This is a genomic window from Adhaeribacter swui (genome assembly GCF_014217805.1).
Taxonomy (GTDB): domain Bacteria; phylum Bacteroidota; class Bacteroidia; order Cytophagales; family Hymenobacteraceae; genus Adhaeribacter; species Adhaeribacter swui.
Genome location: NZ_CP055156.1, coordinates 1,361,822 through 1,380,826 on the forward strand (window position 1 = coordinate 1,361,822; position 19,005 = coordinate 1,380,826).

The 19,005-nt window shown below is 39.3% G+C and carries 17 protein-coding genes; 13 read left to right on the plus strand and 4 right to left on the minus strand.

The annotated features are described in order from the left end of the window. Nucleotides 1–17: 17 nt before the first annotated feature. The 8 genes from HUW51_RS06500 (at nt 18) to HUW51_RS06535 (ending at nt 9,057) form a co-directional block, all read left to right on the plus strand. On the plus strand, nt 18–938 hold the full coding sequence (locus HUW51_RS06500) for a glycosyltransferase family 2 protein (protein WP_185273176.1): 921 nt from the start codon (nt 18–20) through the stop codon (nt 936–938). 114 nt (nt 939–1,052) lie between these two features. Then, complete coding sequence (locus HUW51_RS06505) at nt 1,053–2,348, plus strand: O-antigen ligase family protein (RefSeq protein ID WP_185273177.1); 1,296 nt, start codon at nt 1,053–1,055, stop codon at nt 2,346–2,348. Between the two features lie 171 nt (nt 2,349–2,519). Next, nucleotides 2,520–3,743: an alginate lyase family protein gene (locus HUW51_RS06510; RefSeq protein ID WP_185273178.1), complete on the plus strand. Its 1,224-nt coding sequence runs from the start codon at nt 2,520–2,522 to the stop codon at nt 3,741–3,743. A 448-nt stretch (nt 3,744–4,191) separates the two neighbouring features. Then, nucleotides 4,192–5,295, plus strand: coding sequence for a glycosyltransferase (locus HUW51_RS06515; RefSeq protein WP_185273179.1), 1,104 nt, complete (start codon nt 4,192–4,194; stop codon nt 5,293–5,295). Between the two features lie 160 nt (nt 5,296–5,455). Then, on the plus strand, nt 5,456–6,664 hold the full coding sequence (locus HUW51_RS06520; RefSeq protein WP_185273180.1) for a glycosyltransferase family 4 protein: 1,209 nt from the start codon (nt 5,456–5,458) through the stop codon (nt 6,662–6,664). 1 nt (nt 6,665) lies between these two features. Further along, nucleotides 6,666–7,571 (plus strand): NAD-dependent epimerase/dehydratase family protein, encoded by a 906-nt coding sequence (locus tag HUW51_RS06525; protein ID WP_185273181.1) that lies wholly within the window; start codon nt 6,666–6,668, stop codon nt 7,569–7,571. After that, the gene (locus HUW51_RS06530) at nt 7,568–8,521 is read left to right on the plus strand and encodes an MraY family glycosyltransferase (protein ID WP_185273182.1); all 954 of its coding nucleotides are present in this window, start codon (nt 7,568–7,570) and stop codon (nt 8,519–8,521) included. Before HUW51_RS06525 ends, HUW51_RS06530 begins: the two co-directional genes overlap by 4 nt. Next, nucleotides 8,518–9,057 carry a PglD-related sugar-binding protein gene (locus tag HUW51_RS06535; RefSeq protein WP_228466944.1) on the plus strand — a complete coding sequence of 180 codons (540 nt, stop codon included), beginning with the start codon at nt 8,518–8,520 and terminating at the stop codon, nt 9,055–9,057. The genes HUW51_RS06530 and HUW51_RS06535 overlap by 4 nt, the downstream gene beginning before the upstream one ends. Nucleotides 9,058–9,199: 142 nt before the next feature. Here HUW51_RS06535 and HUW51_RS06540 read toward each other — a convergent pair whose 3' ends face one another. Then, nucleotides 9,200–10,642 (minus strand): thioredoxin-like domain-containing protein, encoded by a 1,443-nt coding sequence (locus tag HUW51_RS06540; RefSeq protein ID WP_185273183.1) that lies wholly within the window; start codon nt 10,640–10,642, stop codon nt 9,200–9,202. 222 nt (nt 10,643–10,864) lie between these two features. On the opposite strand from HUW51_RS06540, the gene HUW51_RS06545 reads away from it, so the two are divergent. The 5 genes from HUW51_RS06545 (at nt 10,865) to HUW51_RS06565 (ending at nt 15,485) form a co-directional block, all read left to right on the plus strand. Further along, nucleotides 10,865–11,371 (plus strand): NADH-quinone oxidoreductase subunit A, encoded by a 507-nt coding sequence (locus HUW51_RS06545; protein ID WP_185273184.1) that lies wholly within the window; start codon nt 10,865–10,867, stop codon nt 11,369–11,371. A 32-nt stretch (nt 11,372–11,403) separates the two neighbouring features. After that, the gene (locus HUW51_RS06550; protein WP_185273185.1) at nt 11,404–11,970 is read left to right on the plus strand and encodes an NADH-quinone oxidoreductase subunit B; all 567 of its coding nucleotides are present in this window, start codon (nt 11,404–11,406) and stop codon (nt 11,968–11,970) included. A gap of 60 nt (nt 11,971–12,030) precedes the next feature. Beyond that, nucleotides 12,031–12,582 carry an NADH-quinone oxidoreductase subunit C gene (locus HUW51_RS06555; RefSeq protein ID WP_185273186.1) on the plus strand — a complete coding sequence of 184 codons (552 nt, stop codon included), beginning with the start codon at nt 12,031–12,033 and terminating at the stop codon, nt 12,580–12,582. A gap of 87 nt (nt 12,583–12,669) precedes the next feature. After that, nucleotides 12,670–13,872 (plus strand): NADH-quinone oxidoreductase subunit D, encoded by a 1,203-nt coding sequence (locus HUW51_RS06560; protein ID WP_185273187.1) that lies wholly within the window; start codon nt 12,670–12,672, stop codon nt 13,870–13,872. Nucleotides 13,873–13,964: 92 nt separating this feature from the next. Beyond that, nucleotides 13,965–15,485: an NAD(P)H-hydrate dehydratase gene (locus tag HUW51_RS06565; RefSeq protein ID WP_185273188.1), complete on the plus strand. Its 1,521-nt coding sequence runs from the start codon at nt 13,965–13,967 to the stop codon at nt 15,483–15,485. Between the two features lie 37 nt (nt 15,486–15,522). On the opposite strand, the gene HUW51_RS06570 is transcribed toward HUW51_RS06565, so the two are convergent. The 3 genes from HUW51_RS06570 to pafA form a co-directional block, all read right to left on the minus strand. Beyond that, nucleotides 15,523–16,386, minus strand: a complete 864-nt coding sequence (locus HUW51_RS06570; protein ID WP_185273189.1) for a UbiA prenyltransferase family protein — start codon at nt 16,384–16,386, stop codon at nt 15,523–15,525. A 193-nt stretch (nt 16,387–16,579) separates the two neighbouring features. Then, nucleotides 16,580–17,143: an inorganic diphosphatase gene (locus HUW51_RS06575; protein ID WP_185273190.1), complete on the minus strand. Its 564-nt coding sequence runs from the start codon at nt 17,141–17,143 to the stop codon at nt 16,580–16,582. A gap of 97 nt (nt 17,144–17,240) precedes the next feature. Beyond that, complete coding sequence (gene pafA, locus HUW51_RS06580) at nt 17,241–18,923, minus strand: alkaline phosphatase PafA (RefSeq protein ID WP_228466945.1); 1,683 nt, start codon at nt 18,921–18,923, stop codon at nt 17,241–17,243. Nucleotides 18,924–19,005: the final 82 nt, after the last annotated feature.

Below are 19,005 nucleotides of genomic sequence, written 5' to 3' on the forward strand. Positions count from 1 at the left end.
ATACCTGTACTGAAAACATGATGAGTGCCCATCCTTTTTTTTCTGTTGTTATTCCTGTTCATAATAAACTGCCGCATCTCGATAGATCGGTAGATTCGGTTTTAGCGCAAACCTATCCTAACTTCGAAATTCTTTTGGTAGATGATGCTTCTTCGGATGGATCTTCTGAAAAATTAGCTGAATTTAAAGATAACAGAATAAGCAGATTCCGGCGAGATACCCCTGGACCAGGCGGATATGCTGCCCGGAATGTTGGCATTGAAAATGCAAAATACGATTGGATTTGTTTCTTAGATGCCGATGATGCCTGGGAACCATACTTACTGGAAACTTTAGCAGAAACAATTAAGGCAGACAAAGAAGTAGAGATAATAAGCTGGGGCTGGTACTGGACAAAAGGAAATGAAAAAAGGCTCGACCATTTTTCTATTGCCAACAAAGCTGTTCAAAGCAGAACCTTTAATTTAATTGATTTTCTAAATGGCCCGCAGCCTATCTGGACCGGGGCAGTTGCAATGAAAAGAGAGGTATTGTTAAAGGCAGGTAAATTTCCGGAAAAAAACTTTAGACGCGGCGGCGATATGGATACCTGGACCCGATGCCTTTGGCAAAGTAAAAAAAGCGTCTGGCTTAATAAAACCATGTCCTACTACTACATTGATTCTGTGAACATGGTTACTCAAAAAGTAAACCGGGAAACAGGATTTATTTTTTCGCCTTTTCTACAGAATTTATTACAAACAAGTAACGATAAGAATCTAAAAGAGGCCATTAAATGTTATCAAAACAGATATATCTACATTGATATAAACGGAAGTGTATACCAAGGTAAAGGAATTAATTATAGCTTATTAAAAAAGATGAACCTGAATAAACAAGGTTTATGGCTTTATTTAAAGCTGCATATTAATAACCTAAGACATGCCTTTAAAAATTAATGAAGCAATTAAATCAAGATTACCTGTTAAATAAATTCTTCGTGTTTATCATATTAAATTTAATAAATCATACCTGATAAATAATGAAACAGGTGCTTATACGAAAAAGGCAAGATGATGAGAAATAGTAAAGCTACTACTTGGGACTGGGGACTAATAATTACTTATTTTTCGATAGCAACCGTTTTTTTAGGCTCACCTTTAGTTAAACTGGATGTTGGCTTTTTTCAATTATACCCTTTAAGGCTATTCGGTTTTATAGGCTTTTTTCTTATTTTATCCAGAGTTGGTTGGGGCGACCCTTTTCTGGAGCTTTATTACAAGTTTAGTTTATTTTTCTTAATTCTAGGTTTAGTCAGTATAATCTGGGCTCCTGATACCACTTTGGCAATTAAAGAATTTGGAATTTTACAAACCGGAATAGCTCTAACCTGGTTGGTTGTAAGATATATTAATACAGAAGAAAGAGTTAATACGGCTTTAAATATTTGGATAATAGGAGCTCTGTTTGTGAATGGTATTGGGTTATATGAAATTTTTGCTCAGAAATACATAATTGCCGCCGAAGTTGGTGGTAAAAATGAGAGGCTTGCAGTACGTTTAGGCTTTCTGGCACCCAGGGCTATATTTGCCAACCAAAACAATTTCGCTTTTTTTAATGCTCTAACATCTCTGTTGTTATTAGGCAGATTAATCAAACAATATCGTCCGTTAAAATGGTATGTTTTAAATTGGCTTAGCTTTGCCATAAGTTTATATGTTTTAATTTGTTGTTACTCCAGAGCAGGTATTGCCGCGTTTGGATTAGGTGTAGCTTTATTCTTTCTTTTTAGCTTTTTTTCTCATAATCATTACAAGCAAAACCTGGTTAAAATTATTTTTGGCGTTGTAATTTTATTTATATGCCTTTTGATAGTTAATCCTTCTATTCTTGATGCTGTAACTAACAAGCTAAATTTAGTTATTGAAAAAAACGAAACCTCATCTTCATCTAATGATACCCGGGTTGATCTTTATACCACTTGCCTTAATTTTGCCCTAGACCACTTAGGATTTGGTATGGGGCCAGGTTCATCCATTTTTCCTTTGGATGGCTTACCGCCGCATAACTTTTTTCTGCATATTCTGATGGAGTATGGTATTGTTATCCTGATTGGTATCCTTTACTTTTTAGTTGCATCTGCTAAAAAATTAGGCTTATATCAAACTGTTATTAACAATGCCTTACCAGCTATGTTTAAAGCAACTGTAGTTGTTTTTCCAATTATGGCAATAGGTCCCAGTACTATTTTGGTTGAGGGTAGTTTCTGGTTATGGTATGGACTTTTATTGGCTTATAGTTCCATTATGTATCGAAAAAGCCGGATGTTGTACCAACAAGTAGTAACGCAAAAAGAATTAACAATATAGAAGCTTTTTTAAGAATTTCTTATATTGTTTAAGCAAGCAAATTATTTTATTTTAGGTATAATAATAAAGTTCTCTCTATTAAAAGTTTAAGACAATCCTACTTGTTTGCATAGCTTTATGCTTGGTGCTTCTTTTCTATTTTTGCATAATAGTCATTATATTGTTTAAAATATGAAGGCATTTACACCATATATCTCCATCCTGTTTGTTTTCTTTTTCCTAACTCTTTCATTTAAAGGTGGGGCGCAGGTGCGACCCAAGACTTTTATAATGAATGCCGATCTCCTAATGCAAAATAGATTTAAGATTAATACAGGTAATGAACAATGTTTAGCAGCCTTAAAAGTACTACTTTCAACAACTGCCCCATCACTCGCCAGAACCCCTTACACCATAGTAAAAAAAACAATTGCTCCTCCTAGTGGTGACAAACACGATTATATGAGTTTAGCGCCTTACTGGTGGCCCGATCCTAATTCGCCCGATGGATTACCGTACATCCGGAAAGATGGGCAATCAAATCCGGAAGGTAGTACTATTAAGGACAATACTTACATAAGAGATTTAAGTAAAGATATTCGCCTGTTAGGCCTTTCTTATTATTTTACAAATGATGAAAAATACGCAAAGAAAGCAACGGAACTCTTAAAAGTATTTTTTCTAAACAGCGCTACGCGCATGAATCCAAATTTAAATTTCTGCCAAATTAGAAGGGGAGTCATGACTGAAAGTGGTGTAGGCACAGTAGATACCGAGCATTTTACGCAATTAATAGATGGCGTTCAATTATTAGCAGGCTCCCGTTCCTGGACTAAAGAAAACCATGCTGCCTTACAAAATTGGTTTAAACAATACTTAAACTGGTTATTAACCAGCGCAATTGGTAAAGATGGGGCAACACAGCCCAATAACATTAGCACTTACTATAATCTTCAGGTAATTACATACGCTTTGTTTGTAGAGGATAAAGCCTTAGCAAAATCGATTATCGAAAAGCAAGTATATGATTTACTAGAGAATCAGTTCTCCCCAACTGGTGAGCAGAAGCTGGAACTTGCCCGCACCAATTCCTGGACCTATTGCAATAAAAATTTAAAAGGTTGGTTTGATATAGCCAGTGCCGCAGAGATTCTAGGAATAAATTTATGGCATTATACCTCACCTACAGATAAAAGTTTAAAAAAAGCATTTCAGTGGATGGTACCTTACGGCGCAGGTGATAAATCTTGGACCTTTGATCAAATTGGGGACTTAAAGATAGAATATTTTACAATGATTGCCAGAACTGGTTCTGCTGTATATAAAGATGTAAATGTCCAATCAATATTAGCAGAAAACCATGCTCAATTTGTATCTGGTTCGTACATGGAACTCTTAACCTCACGCTACTACTAATATTTTTTAATTATTAAAAAACGATAGAGGGCTGGTTAATGAAAAGGCAGCGTACAAACCATTGTCTTTTCTTTAACCAACCCTCTGTTATTTCCATTAACACGCAAATAGCTTACTATATTTCTGCAAAGCTGCTTTTATAAAAGGAGCATTATTATAAGCTACGCTTTTACATATAAACGTTTATTATTTTAAAATTTTTAACAAAAAAAGCAAATACAAATTAAAATATTTACTTTTGCAGCAATATTATTAAAAATCATAAAACTAATCTTTAGTACCATTGGATTAGCTTTATGAATATTTTACAGACTTAACAATTTACATTACTTTACGAAATAGTTTAAGTAAATATAAAATTGGCTGAATATTTGTAAAGCCCCAATTGCATTAATTTATTTTAATATAATCTTTTTCTTTGATAGCGTTTAGCTTAAACTAAAGCCACATGTCCGTTAAGAATGCCCTACATATAAATAGCTATTTTCTAGATAATAAAATTCATTATAACCTTAGGAATGCTGTTCTAAAGTATCGGCCTGACATCTTTTTAATTCCCGTTTACAAAAGCTTTAAAGCCGAGAAACACATTGACGGATTAGATGTAGACTACATCTTTGACAAAACAGACAAAATCTTCTTTTTTACTAAAGCCTTAAAAGTAATTAAGTTAGCGTACAAGAAAAAACTTACGGAAGGTTACACCTACATTCATGCCCATACGTTGATAAGCGATGGCATACCAGCTTATTTACTAAGCAGGATTACCAAGAAAAAGCTGGCTATAACTGTTAGAAGCGCGGATGTAGATGTTTACATGAAAAAAAGTGGTTTATTTCGCTTTATTGCTAATAAAATACTTACCGCGGCCAATATGGTCTTCTTTGTATCTCCAGCTTATAAAGAAAAAGTCATAAACATATTCCCGCACATAGACAATAAAAAGTACTTTCCGTTACCTAACGGGATAGATGATTTCTGGCTTAAAAACCAACACACTAAAAACAAGACTACCGAAGATTTAAAAACAGTAAACATCTTGTTTGTAGGCCAAATAATTAAAAGAAAAAAGCTTGACCTGCTAATTGATTTTGTAAAAAAGTACAACGACAGGAAGTATGTTTTAAATATTGTAGGAAAAAATTCATTAAACCTGAATTTTAATCAAATATCCAAATCTGTTAATAATGGAAATGTTATTAATTACATTGGGGAAGTAAAAGACAGGAATAAATTACTGGAAATTTACAAAAACAACGATGTTTTTATATTGCTGTCTTACCGCGAAACTTTCGGCGTTGTTTATATTGAAGCCCTATCGCAAGGACTACCTATTATTTATACCAGAGGCGACGGTGTAGATGGATACTTTAAAGAAGGAGAAGTTGGTTATTCCTGCAGTAATGAATCTATGGATGAGTTAAAAGAAAAGCTGGATTTAGTTGTAGCTAATTATAGCTCCTTAACTCAAAACACAACAAAAATCAGCCAGAACTTTGAGTGGGATCATTTAATTAAGAACTACATCAACAACATCAACAACAATCTTTAGCTAAAAGCTACGCTGTTCCAAGGTATTGATTATTTATTTACAAGCTTTTCAAGTTTATACAACAGCAAAAAATAATAACAATGTGTGTTTTAAAGCTAGCGCAGCCTTAACCATTTGATGCTTAGCACACGGCTCACTTAAACTTAGGTATTAATAGAGGATGAAAATAGTTTACTTTTACCAGTATTTTGGCACTCCGAAAGGAGGCTGGAGTACGCGGGTATATGAAATGACCAAAAGATGGGTTGCTGCTGGCCACGAGGTTACGGTAGTTACATCGCCTTACGATAAGTCTGATTTGCCAGTAGGAAAAGGATTAATTTCTAAATATGATTTTGAAGGAATTCAGGTAATTGCTATTAACCTGTTGCAATCAAATAAACACCACGTACTTAAAAGACTTTTCACCTTTTGCGCTTTCTCGTTAATATCCATCTTCTATAGCCTTAAGTTAAAGTGCGACGTAGTAATCGCCTCTTCGGGGCCTATTACTATTGGTTTACCGGGTTTAACAGCTCGTTATTTAAGAGGGAAAAAGCTGGTTTTTGAAGTAAGGGACCTGTGGCCGGAAGGTGCTATTCAATTAGGCTTTATGAAAAGCAATTGGATGAAGAGCATTGCTTATGGTTTTGAGAAAATGTGCTACCGGGCTTCTAGTTTAATTGTTGCTTGTTCTGATGGCATGCGCGATTCTATTAAAACCAGATATCCGGAAACAAACGTGCTGGTAATTCCAAACGCAAGTGATGTAGAGTTATTTCAGCAACCCATTAATTTAACGTTGCCCGAATGGACTCAAGGGAAATGCGTGTTTGTGTATACCGGTTCTTTGGGGCTCATGGACGATTGCCAGCAAATAATTATGGCCGCATTAGAGCTTAAGAAAAGAGGCAATAACCAGGTTAAAATCGTAATGATTGGGGAAGGAGCCGAGAAAAAGCAGCTACAGGATTTATGCGTTAAATATGCCCTGGATAACGTTCATTTCTTAGGCCTTATTCCTAAAACCCAAGTTATTGGCTGGTTGCAAAAAGCCTACGCTGCATTTGTAGTTTTTAAAAATTTAGAAGTTTTGCAAACAAGCTCTCCTAACAAAATGTTTGATGCGTTTGCGGCCGGAGTACCTATTGTGCAATCTACCCAAGGATGGATTAAGCAAACGTTGCAAAGGCATAATGCCGGCATTACTGTTTTACCGGATGAACCCGCCACCTTTGCTGATGCAATTGAATACCTGGTTAATAATCCGGCGGCCCGAAACCAAATGGCGGCTAATAGCCTAAGTTTAGCTCAAAACTATTTCAACCGGAACAAGTTGGCCAGCGATTTTTTAAATGCCATGGTTTTGTTACATACTAAGCAAAGATAAAATGAATGTTTTATTAACGGGATCATCGGGCTTTTTAGGTAAAGTATTACAATCGAGCTTATCAAACCAAAACTATAACGTTATAACCTTAGGCAGGGCCAGCAGCAATAACATTAAAGCCGACTTGCAAACAGGTGTTCCGGTTATAAATACGTCGGTAGATATAGTAGTACATGCGGCCGGCAAAGCGCATGTTGTGCCCAGAACCGAAGCGGAAAGCAAGGAATTCTTTCAGGTTAATTTTGAAGGAACAAAGAACTTGTGCCAGGCTCTTTTACAATTAGATAAGCCGGTAAAGAGTTTTATTTTTATCAGTACAGTAGCCGTTTATGGCTTAGAAGAAGGACAGCTTATTCCGGAAAAGCAACCCCTTAAAGGAGAAACCCCTTATGCCAAATCAAAAATTTTAGCCGAAGCTTGGTTAAAAAAGTGGGCTAAGGAAAATAACATTACACTAGGTATATTACGATTGCCGTTAATTGCCGGCCCTAATCCACCCGGTAACTTAGGGGCCATGATTAAAGGCATTCATACCGGCCGGTATTTAGGTGTTGGTAAGTCCGATGCCCGTAAAAGCGTAGTTTGGGCCGAAGATGTAGCAACCATTATTCCGAAAGTAGCAGAAGTAGGCGGCACTTATAATTTAACCGATGGCTACCATCCCAGTTTTAAAGAATTGGAAGATGGCATTGCTGCTGCCACCGGTAAAAAGCAACCTAGGCATATTCCAGTACCAGTTGCTAAATCTATTGCTTTGTTTGGCAATTTACTTGGCTCAAAATCACCCATAACTACTTCCAAGCTGCATAAAATGATGTCGACCTTAACTTTTGATGATTCAAGAGCAAAAGAAAAATTGGATTGGCATCCAACGTCTGTTTTACAAAACTTGCCCATGATCGTATGATTTACGCATTAATTACTTTATTACTTTTTGGTCTTTTACTCGGGTATTTCCGGATTGCCGACCGCTTTAACATTATTGATAAGCCTAATAATCGAAGCTCCCATACGGCTATAACAATTCGGGGCGGGGGGATTGTATATCCTTTTGCCATGGTTTTGTATGCTGTCTTTTTTCACGATGTATCGGCCTACTTACTTCTTGGCATGCTGCTCATTAGTTTAATCAGCTTCTGGGATGACATCAGCAGTTTACCCAGTCGGGTTCGGATAATTGTTCATTTATTAGCTGTTACAGCTTTACTTTGGTCGGTAAATGCCTTCCAGTTGTTGCCCATCTGGCTTATTCCGATAGTATACGTATTTATTATAGGTATTATTAATGCCTATAACTTTATGGATGGCATTAATGGAATTACTGGTTTATACAGCTTAACCATTTTATGCTCACTCCTGTACGTGAACGAGTACGTTGTTGCCTTTGCTGACTCAGATTTTATTATTTGTCCGATTTTAGCTTCACTCGTTTTTCTATTTTTTAATTTTCGTAAAAAAGCAAAATGTTTCGCCGGTGATGTAGGCAGTGTAAGTATTGGTTTTTGGATTCTTACGCTATTGCTGATGTTAATTCTTAAAACAGAATCCTTAACGTATATCCTCTTCCTGGCAGTTTATGGCGTTGACACGGTACTCACTATCATCCACCGGCTTATTTTAAGGCAAAATATTTTTGAACCGCACCGGTTACACTTTTACCAAATATTGGCAAACGAGCGTAAAGTACCGCATTTAGTTGTTTCGGGCTTGTATGCGCTGGTGCAATTACTAGTAAACGGCCTGGTGCTGTTCTCGTCCCTTGATTTTATTTACATTTTTGTTCTGGTGGCCTTGCCTTTGGTTATGATTTACATAATTGTAAAGCCCCTTTTAATGCCCAAACGCGTACTCTCATGATAACATCTTTTGTTATTTACGGAGCCGGCGGCCATGCTGCCGTAGTAGCAGATTTAATAAAATTAACAGGAGGTACAGTAGAAGCTTTTTTCGACGATCAGCCGAAAACAACGCCAATCGGTTTAGCCAAACCGTACGCAGAAGATCTATACCCCGGAGCAAAAATGATAATTGGGATCGGCAACAATAGCATCCGGGAAAAGATCGCGAATAAAGTAAGTCATTCGTTTGGCACATTAATTCATCCAACAGCTTATGTGGCCGAAGGCGTGGAATTGGGCGAAGGCACCGTTGTTCTGGCCAATGCGGTGATACAAACTAATGCAAAAATCGGGAAGCATGTTATCATCAATGCGGGCGTTTGCATTGACCATGATGCCATAGTAGATGATTTTGTTTTAACCTACCCAAATGCTTACGTTGGCGGCGGCGCAACCTTGGAAAAAGGCGTGTTAGTTAATGCGGGAGCTGTTATCACCAGAGGCGCTATTGTACTGGCCGGCTCAGAGATACCGCCTTTGAGCGTTTATAGATAAGCTTTATTTCGGCTGCAACAACCAGCTGTCATTGTAATTTTTTAAAAATCGCTCTGCTGGCTGCAATAACAAAATGGCTATAATTAAACTTTAGTTCTCTAATAGTGAAGCACTGCTTTTTAATTAGTAGGGATATAAAGTTTTAATCTTTTTTAAAAATATCCATATTCTCTGTTACCGAGACCAGAAACTTTTCGCCGGTAGTAAGATCTACTTTTATAAGCTGGTGATGGTTGGTGTCAGTAACCCATAGCTTTCCAGCAATAATCTCTACATCGTTCGGTTCGTCTAAACCCGCTAGTAAAGTAGTTATGCGATCATTCTCCAAGTCCACAGCTTTTATTTTTCCGTTGTAAGTATCAGCAATGTAAAGTTGATTTTGGTAATAGGTTATGCCCATGGCATGCTGCAACTGAGCGCCATTTAAGTCGTCATCTACATCGCCGAAATCAAATAAGCCGGTACCAATTAAGGTATTTACTTGTTTATTATCTAAATCTATTACCCGAATAGCACTGGCTTCGGCATCGGCAACGTACAACATTTGGTTCTGCAAAACTAAACCACTGGGCTGATTAAAAGCAGCTTCCAGCAATGAGCCATCTGCTAAAGCTTCGCGACCGGTACCGGCAAATCGCCAAACCTGTTCGGTATTTAAGTCCATTTTTAAAATTTGGTGGTTACCCGCACTGGCAATGTATAAAATATCGTTGGCTACGGCTAAATCCCAGGGGCTGTTGGGGTTTACCGGCTCGTTTAAGCTGTCTTCAAAAAAGTAATAACTCAATTCGCCGGTTCCGGCTACGGTGGTTACCCAGCCGGTTTCTACATCTACTTTGCGAATAGCATTATTTTTCGCGTCGGCTACGTATAAGTAATTGCTATGTAATGCCAGGCCATGTGGCTCATTAAAAGTTGCTTCGTGGCTGGCACCGTTAGTAAACCCGCGGTCGCCGCTGCCAATTATCTGCAAAATTTTTCCGTCCTGGTTAATTTTTAAAATTCGATGATGGCCGCTATCCGATAAATATATTTCCCCGGCGACGTTAACCAGTAACTTCGATGGGAATTGCAAAATGCCTGGCAGTTGCTCTTCTGCCTGGAATGAAAAAATGGTGCGGTTAAGTTTATTTTTAAAATTTTCGATTAATAAAGCAAGATTTGGCTTCACAATATCGTAAATGCCTTCGCCGGCGCGTTGCCCAATCACTTTACCATCCGGATCAATTAATACGATGGTGGGCCAGGCATTTACAGCATAATGTTTCCATACTTCAAACCCGGCGTCATTTACTACTGGGTGTTTTATTCCAAATTTAAGAATAGCCTTCCGGATGGCATTGTGAACTTTCTCGTTGTCGAATTTGGCCGAGTGTACGCCTATTACTACTAATTCTTCTGGAAACTCGGCCTCTAAACGCTGTAAATCCGGTATAATATGCTGGCAATTAATGCAGCCTAATGTCCAGAAATCAAGCAATACAATTTTACCTTTAAAATCGTTAATAGAATACGATTTCCCGTTGGTATTGAGCCACCCGTACTTGGTATTGATTTCAGGAGCATTTACGCGGCCAGTTAGCATGGTTATAAGCTTAGCAGAATGAATGAAAAGTTGAAGTACGAAAAAGCAAGCTGGTAGTTGAACCGGCTGGTAATGTTAAAAGTTACAGAATACCTTTAAAGTTTTAAAATCTTCAACTTAAGCCAATAACAATAGTAAACTTTTGAATTGCGAGATATAGCTGGCATATTGCAGTTTGTGCCAACTAAAATCAAAATTTTAAAAATTTGTAATTTTGCCCCTATGAACCAACTTTATTTATCTGATTTCGGCACCATCTTACTTTTTCTGATTGGAGGAGGGCTTTTTATCTTAATTGGTTTAGTAACCGCCCGTTTGATTCGGCCAGATAAGCCAAACGCAGAAAAGTTAGCGTCGTACGAATGTGGTGAAGAAGCGCAGGGCAGCTCATGGGTACAGTTTAATCCGCGGTTCTATGTTATCGCCCTTATTTTTATAATTTTTGATGTAGAGCTGGCCTTTCTATTTCCGTGGGCAGTAGTTTTTGGGCAACGGTCGTTAATAGAAGAAACTAATGGTTTGTGGGGCTGGTTTGCCCTTACCGAAATGTTTATCTTTATTGGCATTCTGGCACTTGGCTTAGCTTACGCTTGGGCGAAAGGCCATTTAGATTGGGTAAAACAAAAACCGATCATTCCGCAAAGTATTTCTAAAGTACCGCTCTCGGCTTACGCTAAAATAAACGCGCAACATTACCAAGTAAAACAAGATTTAGTAGAAACAAAGTAAATCGTCTTGTAAAAAAGACGAAATTAAATAAAATGAACCCACTACCAGGCAGAGAGAAAACCGGAGAAGGCAGTATTATTATTGGTAAGTTAGACGATTTTTTAAGTTACGCGCGGCTATCGGCGTTATGGCCCATGCAATTTGGCTTGGCTTGTTGCGCCATTGAAATGATGGGAGCCTGGTCATCGGCTTACGACATCGACCGGATGGGCGTTATTCCGCGGGCTTCTCCCCGGCAATCAGATGTTATTATTATTGCCGGAACAGTTACTTTTAAAATGGCCGATCGCATCCGGCGGCTTTACGAACAAATGCCGGAGCCGCGTTATGTTATTTCGATGGGTTCTTGTTCTAACTGCGGCGGACCGTATTGGGAACACGGTTATCACGTGGTAAAAGGCGTAGACCGGATTATTCCCGTGGATGTTTACGTACCTGGTTGCCCGCCCCGACCTGAAGCTTTAATTGGCGGATTTTTACAGCTACAAGAAAAAATCCGCCAAGAAACCTTACTGGCTCCTCCCAAAGCAGTACAACGTTTGATGAACGCTAACCCGGAACTTACTCCTACCGCGAATCAAACGGAAGTTTCTGTTTAAAAATTTAAAAATTAAAAAATCTGGTAAGTTATTACTTGCTGCGGTTTAATTAACACGAGCATGTCTTTTGAGGAAATACAGAATATTATAGTACAGGAATTTGGTGATTCTGTAATCGTACGCGAACAGCCGCAGGATTTAATGCCTTACCTGGTTATTCAAACAGATAAAATAGCAGCGGTATGCGCCGCATTACACGCCAACGAGCAATTATACTTTGATGTATTATCTTGCCAAACAGGTATTGATAACGGGCCAGAGGCAGGTACTTTAGAAGTTGCTTATAACTTATATTCTATCCCCTACAATCATCATTTATGCCTAAAAGTAGTAATTCCTCGCAACGCAGCAGAAGAGTCATTACCGGTTGTTCCTACCGTTAGCCATATCTGGCGCACGGCCGATTGGCACGAACGCGAAATTTTTGATTTAGTGGGTATCCGCTTTTCCGGTCACCCGGATATGCGCCGGATCTTGTGTGCCGCCGATTGGGAAGGTTACCCTTTACGGAAAGATTACGAAGCCCAGGAATATTACCATGGCATCCGGGTAGCTTTCGACGAACATAACCGCCAGAATGGGTTTAAAGGAGAAAACTGGCGTAATAATTAATTTCCTTTTCAAGATTGTGCTCTAGCAATAGAGCTAAAATTTAAAAAATTGATCTTTGGTTAATAAACCTTAGATTTTTAAAATAAAATGACTAGCCGCTACACGGAATATTTACTGCAAGCCGAACCCAACAAATTTGAGGTATCGGATTTAAAAGCCGGCGAAATGCTTTTAAACATGGGGCCGCAGCACCCTGCTACGCACGGCGTATTACGGCTGGAGTTAATCACCGACGGCGAAATAGTAGTGGATGTGGTGCCGCACATTGGCTACCTGCACCGCTGCTTCGAGAAACATGCCGAGTCGTTGGCGTATAATCAAACCCTGCCTTACGTTGACCGCATGGATTACCTGGCAGCCATGAACTCCGAACATGTTTGGTGCATGGGCGTAGAAAAAATGCTCGGGCTTACCGGTCAATTACCTAAACGGGTGGAGTACATCCGGGTGCTGGTAGCCGAACTAAACCGGATTGCTTCGCACTTAGTGGCTATTGGCACTTACGCCATTGATATAGGCGCTTTCACGCCGTTTTTATGGTTACTCCGCGATCGCGAACACATCCAACGTTTACTCGAATGGACTTCCGGCTCCCGGATGTTGTATAATTATATCTGGATTGGCGGCTTGTATTACGATTTGCCCATCGGGTTTGAAGAGCGCTGCCGGGAATTTATTGATTACTTTTTACCGAAGCTCGATGAGCTGGATCAGATTTTAATTAATAACAAAATATTTATCGACCGAACGGCCCACGTAGGCGTATTGCCGCTGGATGTAGCTATTAATTATGGCTGCTCTGGACCTATGCTGCGTTCTTCGGGTTTAAAATTTGATTTACGCCGGGTAGATGGGTATTCAGTTTACCCCGAAATAGAATTTGACATTCCCATTGGTCAAGGTTTAGTGGGCACTACCGGCGATTGCTGGGACCGGAATTACGTGCGGGCGCAGGAAATGCGGGAATCATTAAAGATTATCCGCCAATGCTTACACCGCTTAACTACCGATTACAAACGTTCGCCTGACTTTGATCCGCAGGCCATGTGCCCCAAGAAAATAAGACCCAAAGAACAAGATTTCTATTTTAGGGCAGAAACGCCGCGGGGCGAATTGGGCTATTATTTTAGAGCAACCGGCAAATCAGATATCCCGTTTCGGTGCAAAGGGCGTTCGCCTTGTTTTTCTAACTTATCGGTTTTACCCGAAATTGCCAAAGGTTGCATGGTTGCCGATTTAATTGCCATTGTGGGTTCCGTAGATATTGTATTGGGAGAACTAGACCGGTAGAAAAGCTACAAACAAAATAAATTTTAAAAAAACTATTTGTTCCGGATGCTGGTATTTCCTTGCCAGATTTAAATTTTAAGATAAATAGATAAATGAAAATTTTAACGGCCGCTCAAACACGCGCAGCAGATGCGTACACCGCAGAACAGGAAAACATTCCTTCGCTGGAATTGATGGAGCGTGCCGTAAGCGCTTTTGTAAACTGGTATCTAAATAAGTTTTCGAACAGAGTAAAAAAACCTGTTTTGATATTTTGTGGACCGGGTAATAACGGCGGCGATGGTTTAGCCATAGCCCGGTTATTGCATCAGCACCAATATGTAGTTCAGGTATATATTTTAGCTAGCAATAATAAGTATGCTCCGGATTTTACCGCTAATTTAAACCGCCTGCCTGAAGCCATAATTCCTCAATATCTAAACCAAATAAGCGATTTTCCTCAAATTCCGGATAATGCCATGGTGTTGGACGCCTTGTTTGGCACTGGTTTAAATCGCCCACTAACCGGTTTAATTACCGATTTAGTGAGACATATTAACCAAAGCTCCGCTATGGTCGTGGCGGTGGATATGCCGGCCGGTTTATTCGCCGATGTTCCCAATGCGCCCACTGATGCCATTATTGAAGCAGACTATACTTTATCTTTTGAGCTACCGAAGCTAGCTTTTCTTTTGCCCGGCACCGCCCAATACGTAGGCGAATGGACGGTAGTACCCATTGGCTTAAATGCTGATTTTATTTCCCAATCGCCTTCTACTCACTTTTATATTTCGCCGGAGGTACCAGCTAAAATTTTAAAAATCCGGCCAAAATACGGGCACAAAGGTTCGTTTGGTCATGCTTTACTTATAAGCGGTAGTTATGGTAAGATGGGGGCTACCGTACTTTCTTCGCGGGCTTGTTTACGGAGCGGAGTAGGTTTGCTCACAGTTTACTGCCCGGCTGTGGGGTACAATATTTTGCAAACGGCTGTACCCGAAGCCATGACACTCACCGACCCGGAAGATAATTACACCTCGCAATTACCCGATATAACTACTTACAATGCCATTGGCATCGGCCCCGGCCTCGGGAAAGAAGCAGCTACTCGGGAGTTAGTAAGCAAACTACTAGAAACTACCAAAGTGCCTTTAGTGATAGATGCGGATGCTTTAAATATTATTTCGGAAAATGAAAATTTTAAAAAATCGATTCCGGAAGGCAGTATTTTAACGCCGCACCCCAAAGAATTTGAACGTTTAGCCGGTAAAGCTCAAAACGATTATTATCGCTTAACTTTATTAAAAGATTTTTGCCAGCAACATAACTGCTACGTAGTTTTAAAAGGCGCGCATACGTGCATTGGTACTCCGGAGGGCACGTATTATTTTAACAGTACCGGCAACCCAGGAATGGCTACCGGCGGTACCGGCGATGTACTTACCGGCATTATTACGGCTTTAGTGGCGCAGCAATACTCCCCCCTGGAGGCTTGCATTTTAGGAGTATACCTGCACGGTTTAGCTGGTGATTTAGCTAAAGCAAATTTAGGCGAACAAGCACTACTTGCTTCGGATATTGTATCGTACTTAGGGCAGGCTTTCTTAACTTTAAACGCCCATAAACTGAATTAAAGCTGTTTTTTTAAATTCTGTTTTCTGACCTAACTTTTTAGTACGTAGCCATAAATACCAGCAGCGATTGTACGAGCATCATGCCGTCAGCGAAAATTAAATAATAATACTCGCTTCGTTTTTCGTGGCTCAGCCACACTACCGCTAAGGCAATTACGGCAGATACTTCTAAACTCAATAAGGCTGGTCCCACTTCTGAAAGCCAGGTAGCTACAGCAAATACCAGCAGCAATATAGTAGCCAGTATTTTAGTAAATAATACCCCCACTAAGCCCGGGAAAGTAAGCGTATGCGTAATCTTATCTTTTTTATAATCCCGGATATCGAATAATAAAGTTAGCGCAAACAAATAAGTAAACCGCCGCAGGAATAATAACCCAATATCAACAGAAATACTTAGCTTATTGGTGGCTAAGAGCGGTAAAATAACAGTAACGCAACTCCAGACATAGGCTATTAAAAATATTTTTAACAAAGGAATGTTGCGTAACGGAATTAGATCGCCATTCTTTTGGGGGATTATCCGCCAGGAATACAGCATTGAAATTATTACTAGATGCGCAATAAGCCATAAATACCGGGGTTGCCCATAATTAATAAACAAAAACAAAGCGATAGCACCCGCTAAACCTATACAAAAAAGTAGCTTTTGCCGGTAATGGATTACCCAAATTTTCCGCTCCGAAACAACTACGTTCTGATTAAATTTATAAGGCAGCAAGCCATCTAAATTGTAAATAAAAAAGGTAGCAAGAAAGGCTAAACTTGCTTGCCAGTACCTAATAGGCAGATTTAATAATAAATACGTTTGACAAACCAACCCAAAAGCACAGGTTGCAATAAACACATTGCTAAACAAAATGCCTTTACCTATACTCCGGAAACTAGCAAGTATACTCAAGTGGGTGTGATAATGATAATTTTTTAAAAAATCCGATAAACTAAACCAGCTTTTTCTTAGCTAGCCTATATCCTTTTAACTAGCAAAGTATTTAAACGTGTATTGATTTAACAAAAAAAAACCGGCTTATTTTAAAATAGCCGGTTTTTGAATTTTTAATTACATCGGAAGCGGTTGCCTGCTTTGGCTTGAACTATTTTTCGCTAAATTCAGGTTTATTCCGGAAAGTATTGTTGTACAATTCAATACTCTTATTGATAATTTCGTACGCCTGCTCTCTTCCTAAAAACTGTTCCACTACTACTTCTTTGTTTTCCAGCTTTTTATAATCTTCAAAAAAGCGGCGAATCTCTAATAAAGTATGTGGCGGCAGCTCCGAAATATCGCTTACGTGATTTACCGACATGTCATTTTTAGCCACCGCAATGATCTTGTCATCTTCTTCGTTGTTATCAATCATTTGCATTACGCCAATAACTTTGGCTTCGATAATACACATGGGGTGCACATCAATAGAGCAAATCACCAAAATATCCAACGGGTCGCTATCATCACAGTAGGTTTGCGGTATAAAGCCGTAATTTGCCGGATAATGAACCGACGAAAATAAAACCCGGTCTAATTTTAATAAGCCGCTTTCTTTATCTAATTCATATTTAGCTTTAGAACCTTTGGGTATTTCAATAATACCGGTAACTACTTCTGGCGCGTTTTCACCGTATTTTACGCTATGCCAGGGATTATTTTTTCTAGTCATTTATATTAAAAAATAAAATTTTTAAAAATTTTTAAAACACGATCTATCCGGAACAGCCGTACTTACCTGCTTATAACCACATGTATTTGCCCCCGTGTTATTGAAAGCGTAACACTTCTTGCAACGGCTGTCCGGTGCACGCATTAGGCTCCTGAATAGAAAGTGCGTAAGCCACTGTAGGGGCAATATCCGTAATACTAGCCAGGTGAGCCGATTCACCGGGTTTTACTTTCCAGCCGTACCAAAGCAAAGGCACATGCGTATCATAACTGGCCGAAGTGCCGTGGGTTGTACCCTTCGACAACTTGCCGGAATTTCCTTCTATCCAGCCGGGTTGCAGGGTTACAATTACATCGCCGGATCGTTTCGGGGAATAGCCATTTAAAACAAAGCCCAGTAATCCACTCGTCCAGTTAGCTTGCAATATGGTTGTAGCAGTGGTTGTACGTTGAATGCCGTTAAATTGGAGAAGATAATCGGCAACTTTTTGCTGAATTTCTGATAAATTAACTTTTTTGCTTTGTATCAGTTTCCGGTTGAGATAAACCTGCTGGTTACTGTACGATTCTACCCAATTGCCTACACCATACTGTTTGTTTAAATATTGTTTTAAAGAGTCCTGCATCACACGCGGAGATTCACTATTGGAGGGTATTCTTAAAGAATTTAAGTAACCAACGTTGTTAGCTGCGGCATGGTCGGCTGTTAAAAAAATCAGGACATTATCTTTGCCCACCTGGGAATCTAAAAATTTAAGAAAATCGGCTAAATCCTGATCTAAGCGCAAATAAGTATCTTCTACCTCTATTGAGTTAGGGCCAAAATGGTGACCAACGTAATCGGTACTAGAAAAGCTAAGAGCCAAAAAATCGGTAGTTTTACCTTGCCCCATTTTTTCTGCTTTTATTGTTTCTATAGCAAACTCTTTGGTAAGCGTGTTACCAAAAGGAGTAGTCCGGAGAATATCCGGATTTTTTGCCAGCAATTCTGGTAAGTTATGCGGAAAAACCGGCCGTGCTTGCCCAGAAAATGTATTTTCAAAATTATTATCGTCCGGAGTACTCTCGGTGTATTGCGCTATTGGCAACAGCGTAGTCCACGGGTTTTTCACATAAGAGTCTGGTAAATTGCGGCTATTAAACTGCTGCACCCAAGCTGGTAATTGCTTCATGTAAAAAGTACTGGTAATAAAACCCTTTACCGCAGAATCAAACCAATATGCAGCATCAGCGGCATGGCCGGCGGGTAAAATAGAGCCACGGTCTTTCAGGCTAACCCCAATAACTTTGGCTTCTTGGTTGGTAGCTATTTTCAACTCATCTGTAATAGTAGTGGCCAACATATTAGCCGGCGACATTTTTCCTGCATCCGAAGTAGTACCCACACCTTGTACCGTTAAATCGTCGGTACAGTAAATAGATTTTCCGGTTTCCCGAACGTACCAGTTATTACCGATTATACCGTGGCGAGCTGGCGTTGTTCCAGTATAAACGGATGCATGGCCCGGGGCAGTGGCGGTAGGCACGTAATTATAATGCGTATTTCTATAATTAAACCCTTGCTGCATTAATCTTTTAAAACCCCCATCGCTGTACTTATTACAGTAACGGTATAAATAATCATAACGCATTTGGTCTACAACTATCCCAACCACTAGTTTTGGTCTTTCCAGTACACTTACTGTTGCTTTCTTAGCTTTCTTTTGAGCCATCAAACTGGTTGGAGAAAACATAAGACTGGCAAAAAGAATAATGAGGAGAGAAGAGGCGTGTTTTTTCACGAATATTTAAATTAAATGTTCCTAAATTTTATGGATGCTAAATTAGTTGCTATTTGGTAATAATACCTCCTTAAAACCTTGT

Excerpts from the sequence above, each read along its gene's own strand:
- HUW51_RS06500 (WP_185273176.1), top strand. The coding sequence starts at position 18 with ATGATGAGTGCCCATCCTTTTTTTTCTGTTGTTATTCCTGTTCATAAT.
- HUW51_RS06505 (WP_185273177.1), top strand. The coding sequence starts at position 1,053 with ATGATGAGAAATAGTAAAGCTACTACTTGGGACTGGGGACTAATAATT.
- HUW51_RS06510 (WP_185273178.1), top strand. The coding sequence starts at position 2,520 with ATGAAGGCATTTACACCATATATCTCCATCCTGTTTGTTTTCTTTTTC.
- HUW51_RS06515 (WP_185273179.1), top strand. The coding sequence starts at position 4,192 with ATGTCCGTTAAGAATGCCCTACATATAAATAGCTATTTTCTAGATAAT.
- HUW51_RS06520 (WP_185273180.1), top strand. The coding sequence starts at position 5,456 with ATGAAAATAGTTTACTTTTACCAGTATTTTGGCACTCCGAAAGGAGGC.
- HUW51_RS06525 (WP_185273181.1), top strand. The coding sequence starts at position 6,666 with ATGAATGTTTTATTAACGGGATCATCGGGCTTTTTAGGTAAAGTATTA.
- HUW51_RS06530 (WP_185273182.1), top strand. The coding sequence starts at position 7,568 with ATGATTTACGCATTAATTACTTTATTACTTTTTGGTCTTTTACTCGGG.
- HUW51_RS06535 (WP_228466944.1), top strand. The coding sequence starts at position 8,518 with ATGATAACATCTTTTGTTATTTACGGAGCCGGCGGCCATGCTGCCGTA.
- HUW51_RS06540 (WP_185273183.1), bottom strand. The coding sequence starts at position 10,642 with ATGCTAACTGGCCGCGTAAATGCTCCTGAAATCAATACCAAGTACGGG.
- HUW51_RS06545 (WP_185273184.1), top strand. The coding sequence starts at position 10,865 with ATGAACCAACTTTATTTATCTGATTTCGGCACCATCTTACTTTTTCTG.
- HUW51_RS06550 (WP_185273185.1), top strand. The coding sequence starts at position 11,404 with ATGAACCCACTACCAGGCAGAGAGAAAACCGGAGAAGGCAGTATTATT.
- HUW51_RS06555 (WP_185273186.1), top strand. The coding sequence starts at position 12,031 with ATGTCTTTTGAGGAAATACAGAATATTATAGTACAGGAATTTGGTGAT.
- HUW51_RS06560 (WP_185273187.1), top strand. The coding sequence starts at position 12,670 with ATGACTAGCCGCTACACGGAATATTTACTGCAAGCCGAACCCAACAAA.
- HUW51_RS06565 (WP_185273188.1), top strand. The coding sequence starts at position 13,965 with ATGAAAATTTTAACGGCCGCTCAAACACGCGCAGCAGATGCGTACACC.
- HUW51_RS06575 (WP_185273190.1), bottom strand. The coding sequence starts at position 17,143 with ATGACTAGAAAAAATAATCCCTGGCATAGCGTAAAATACGGTGAAAAC.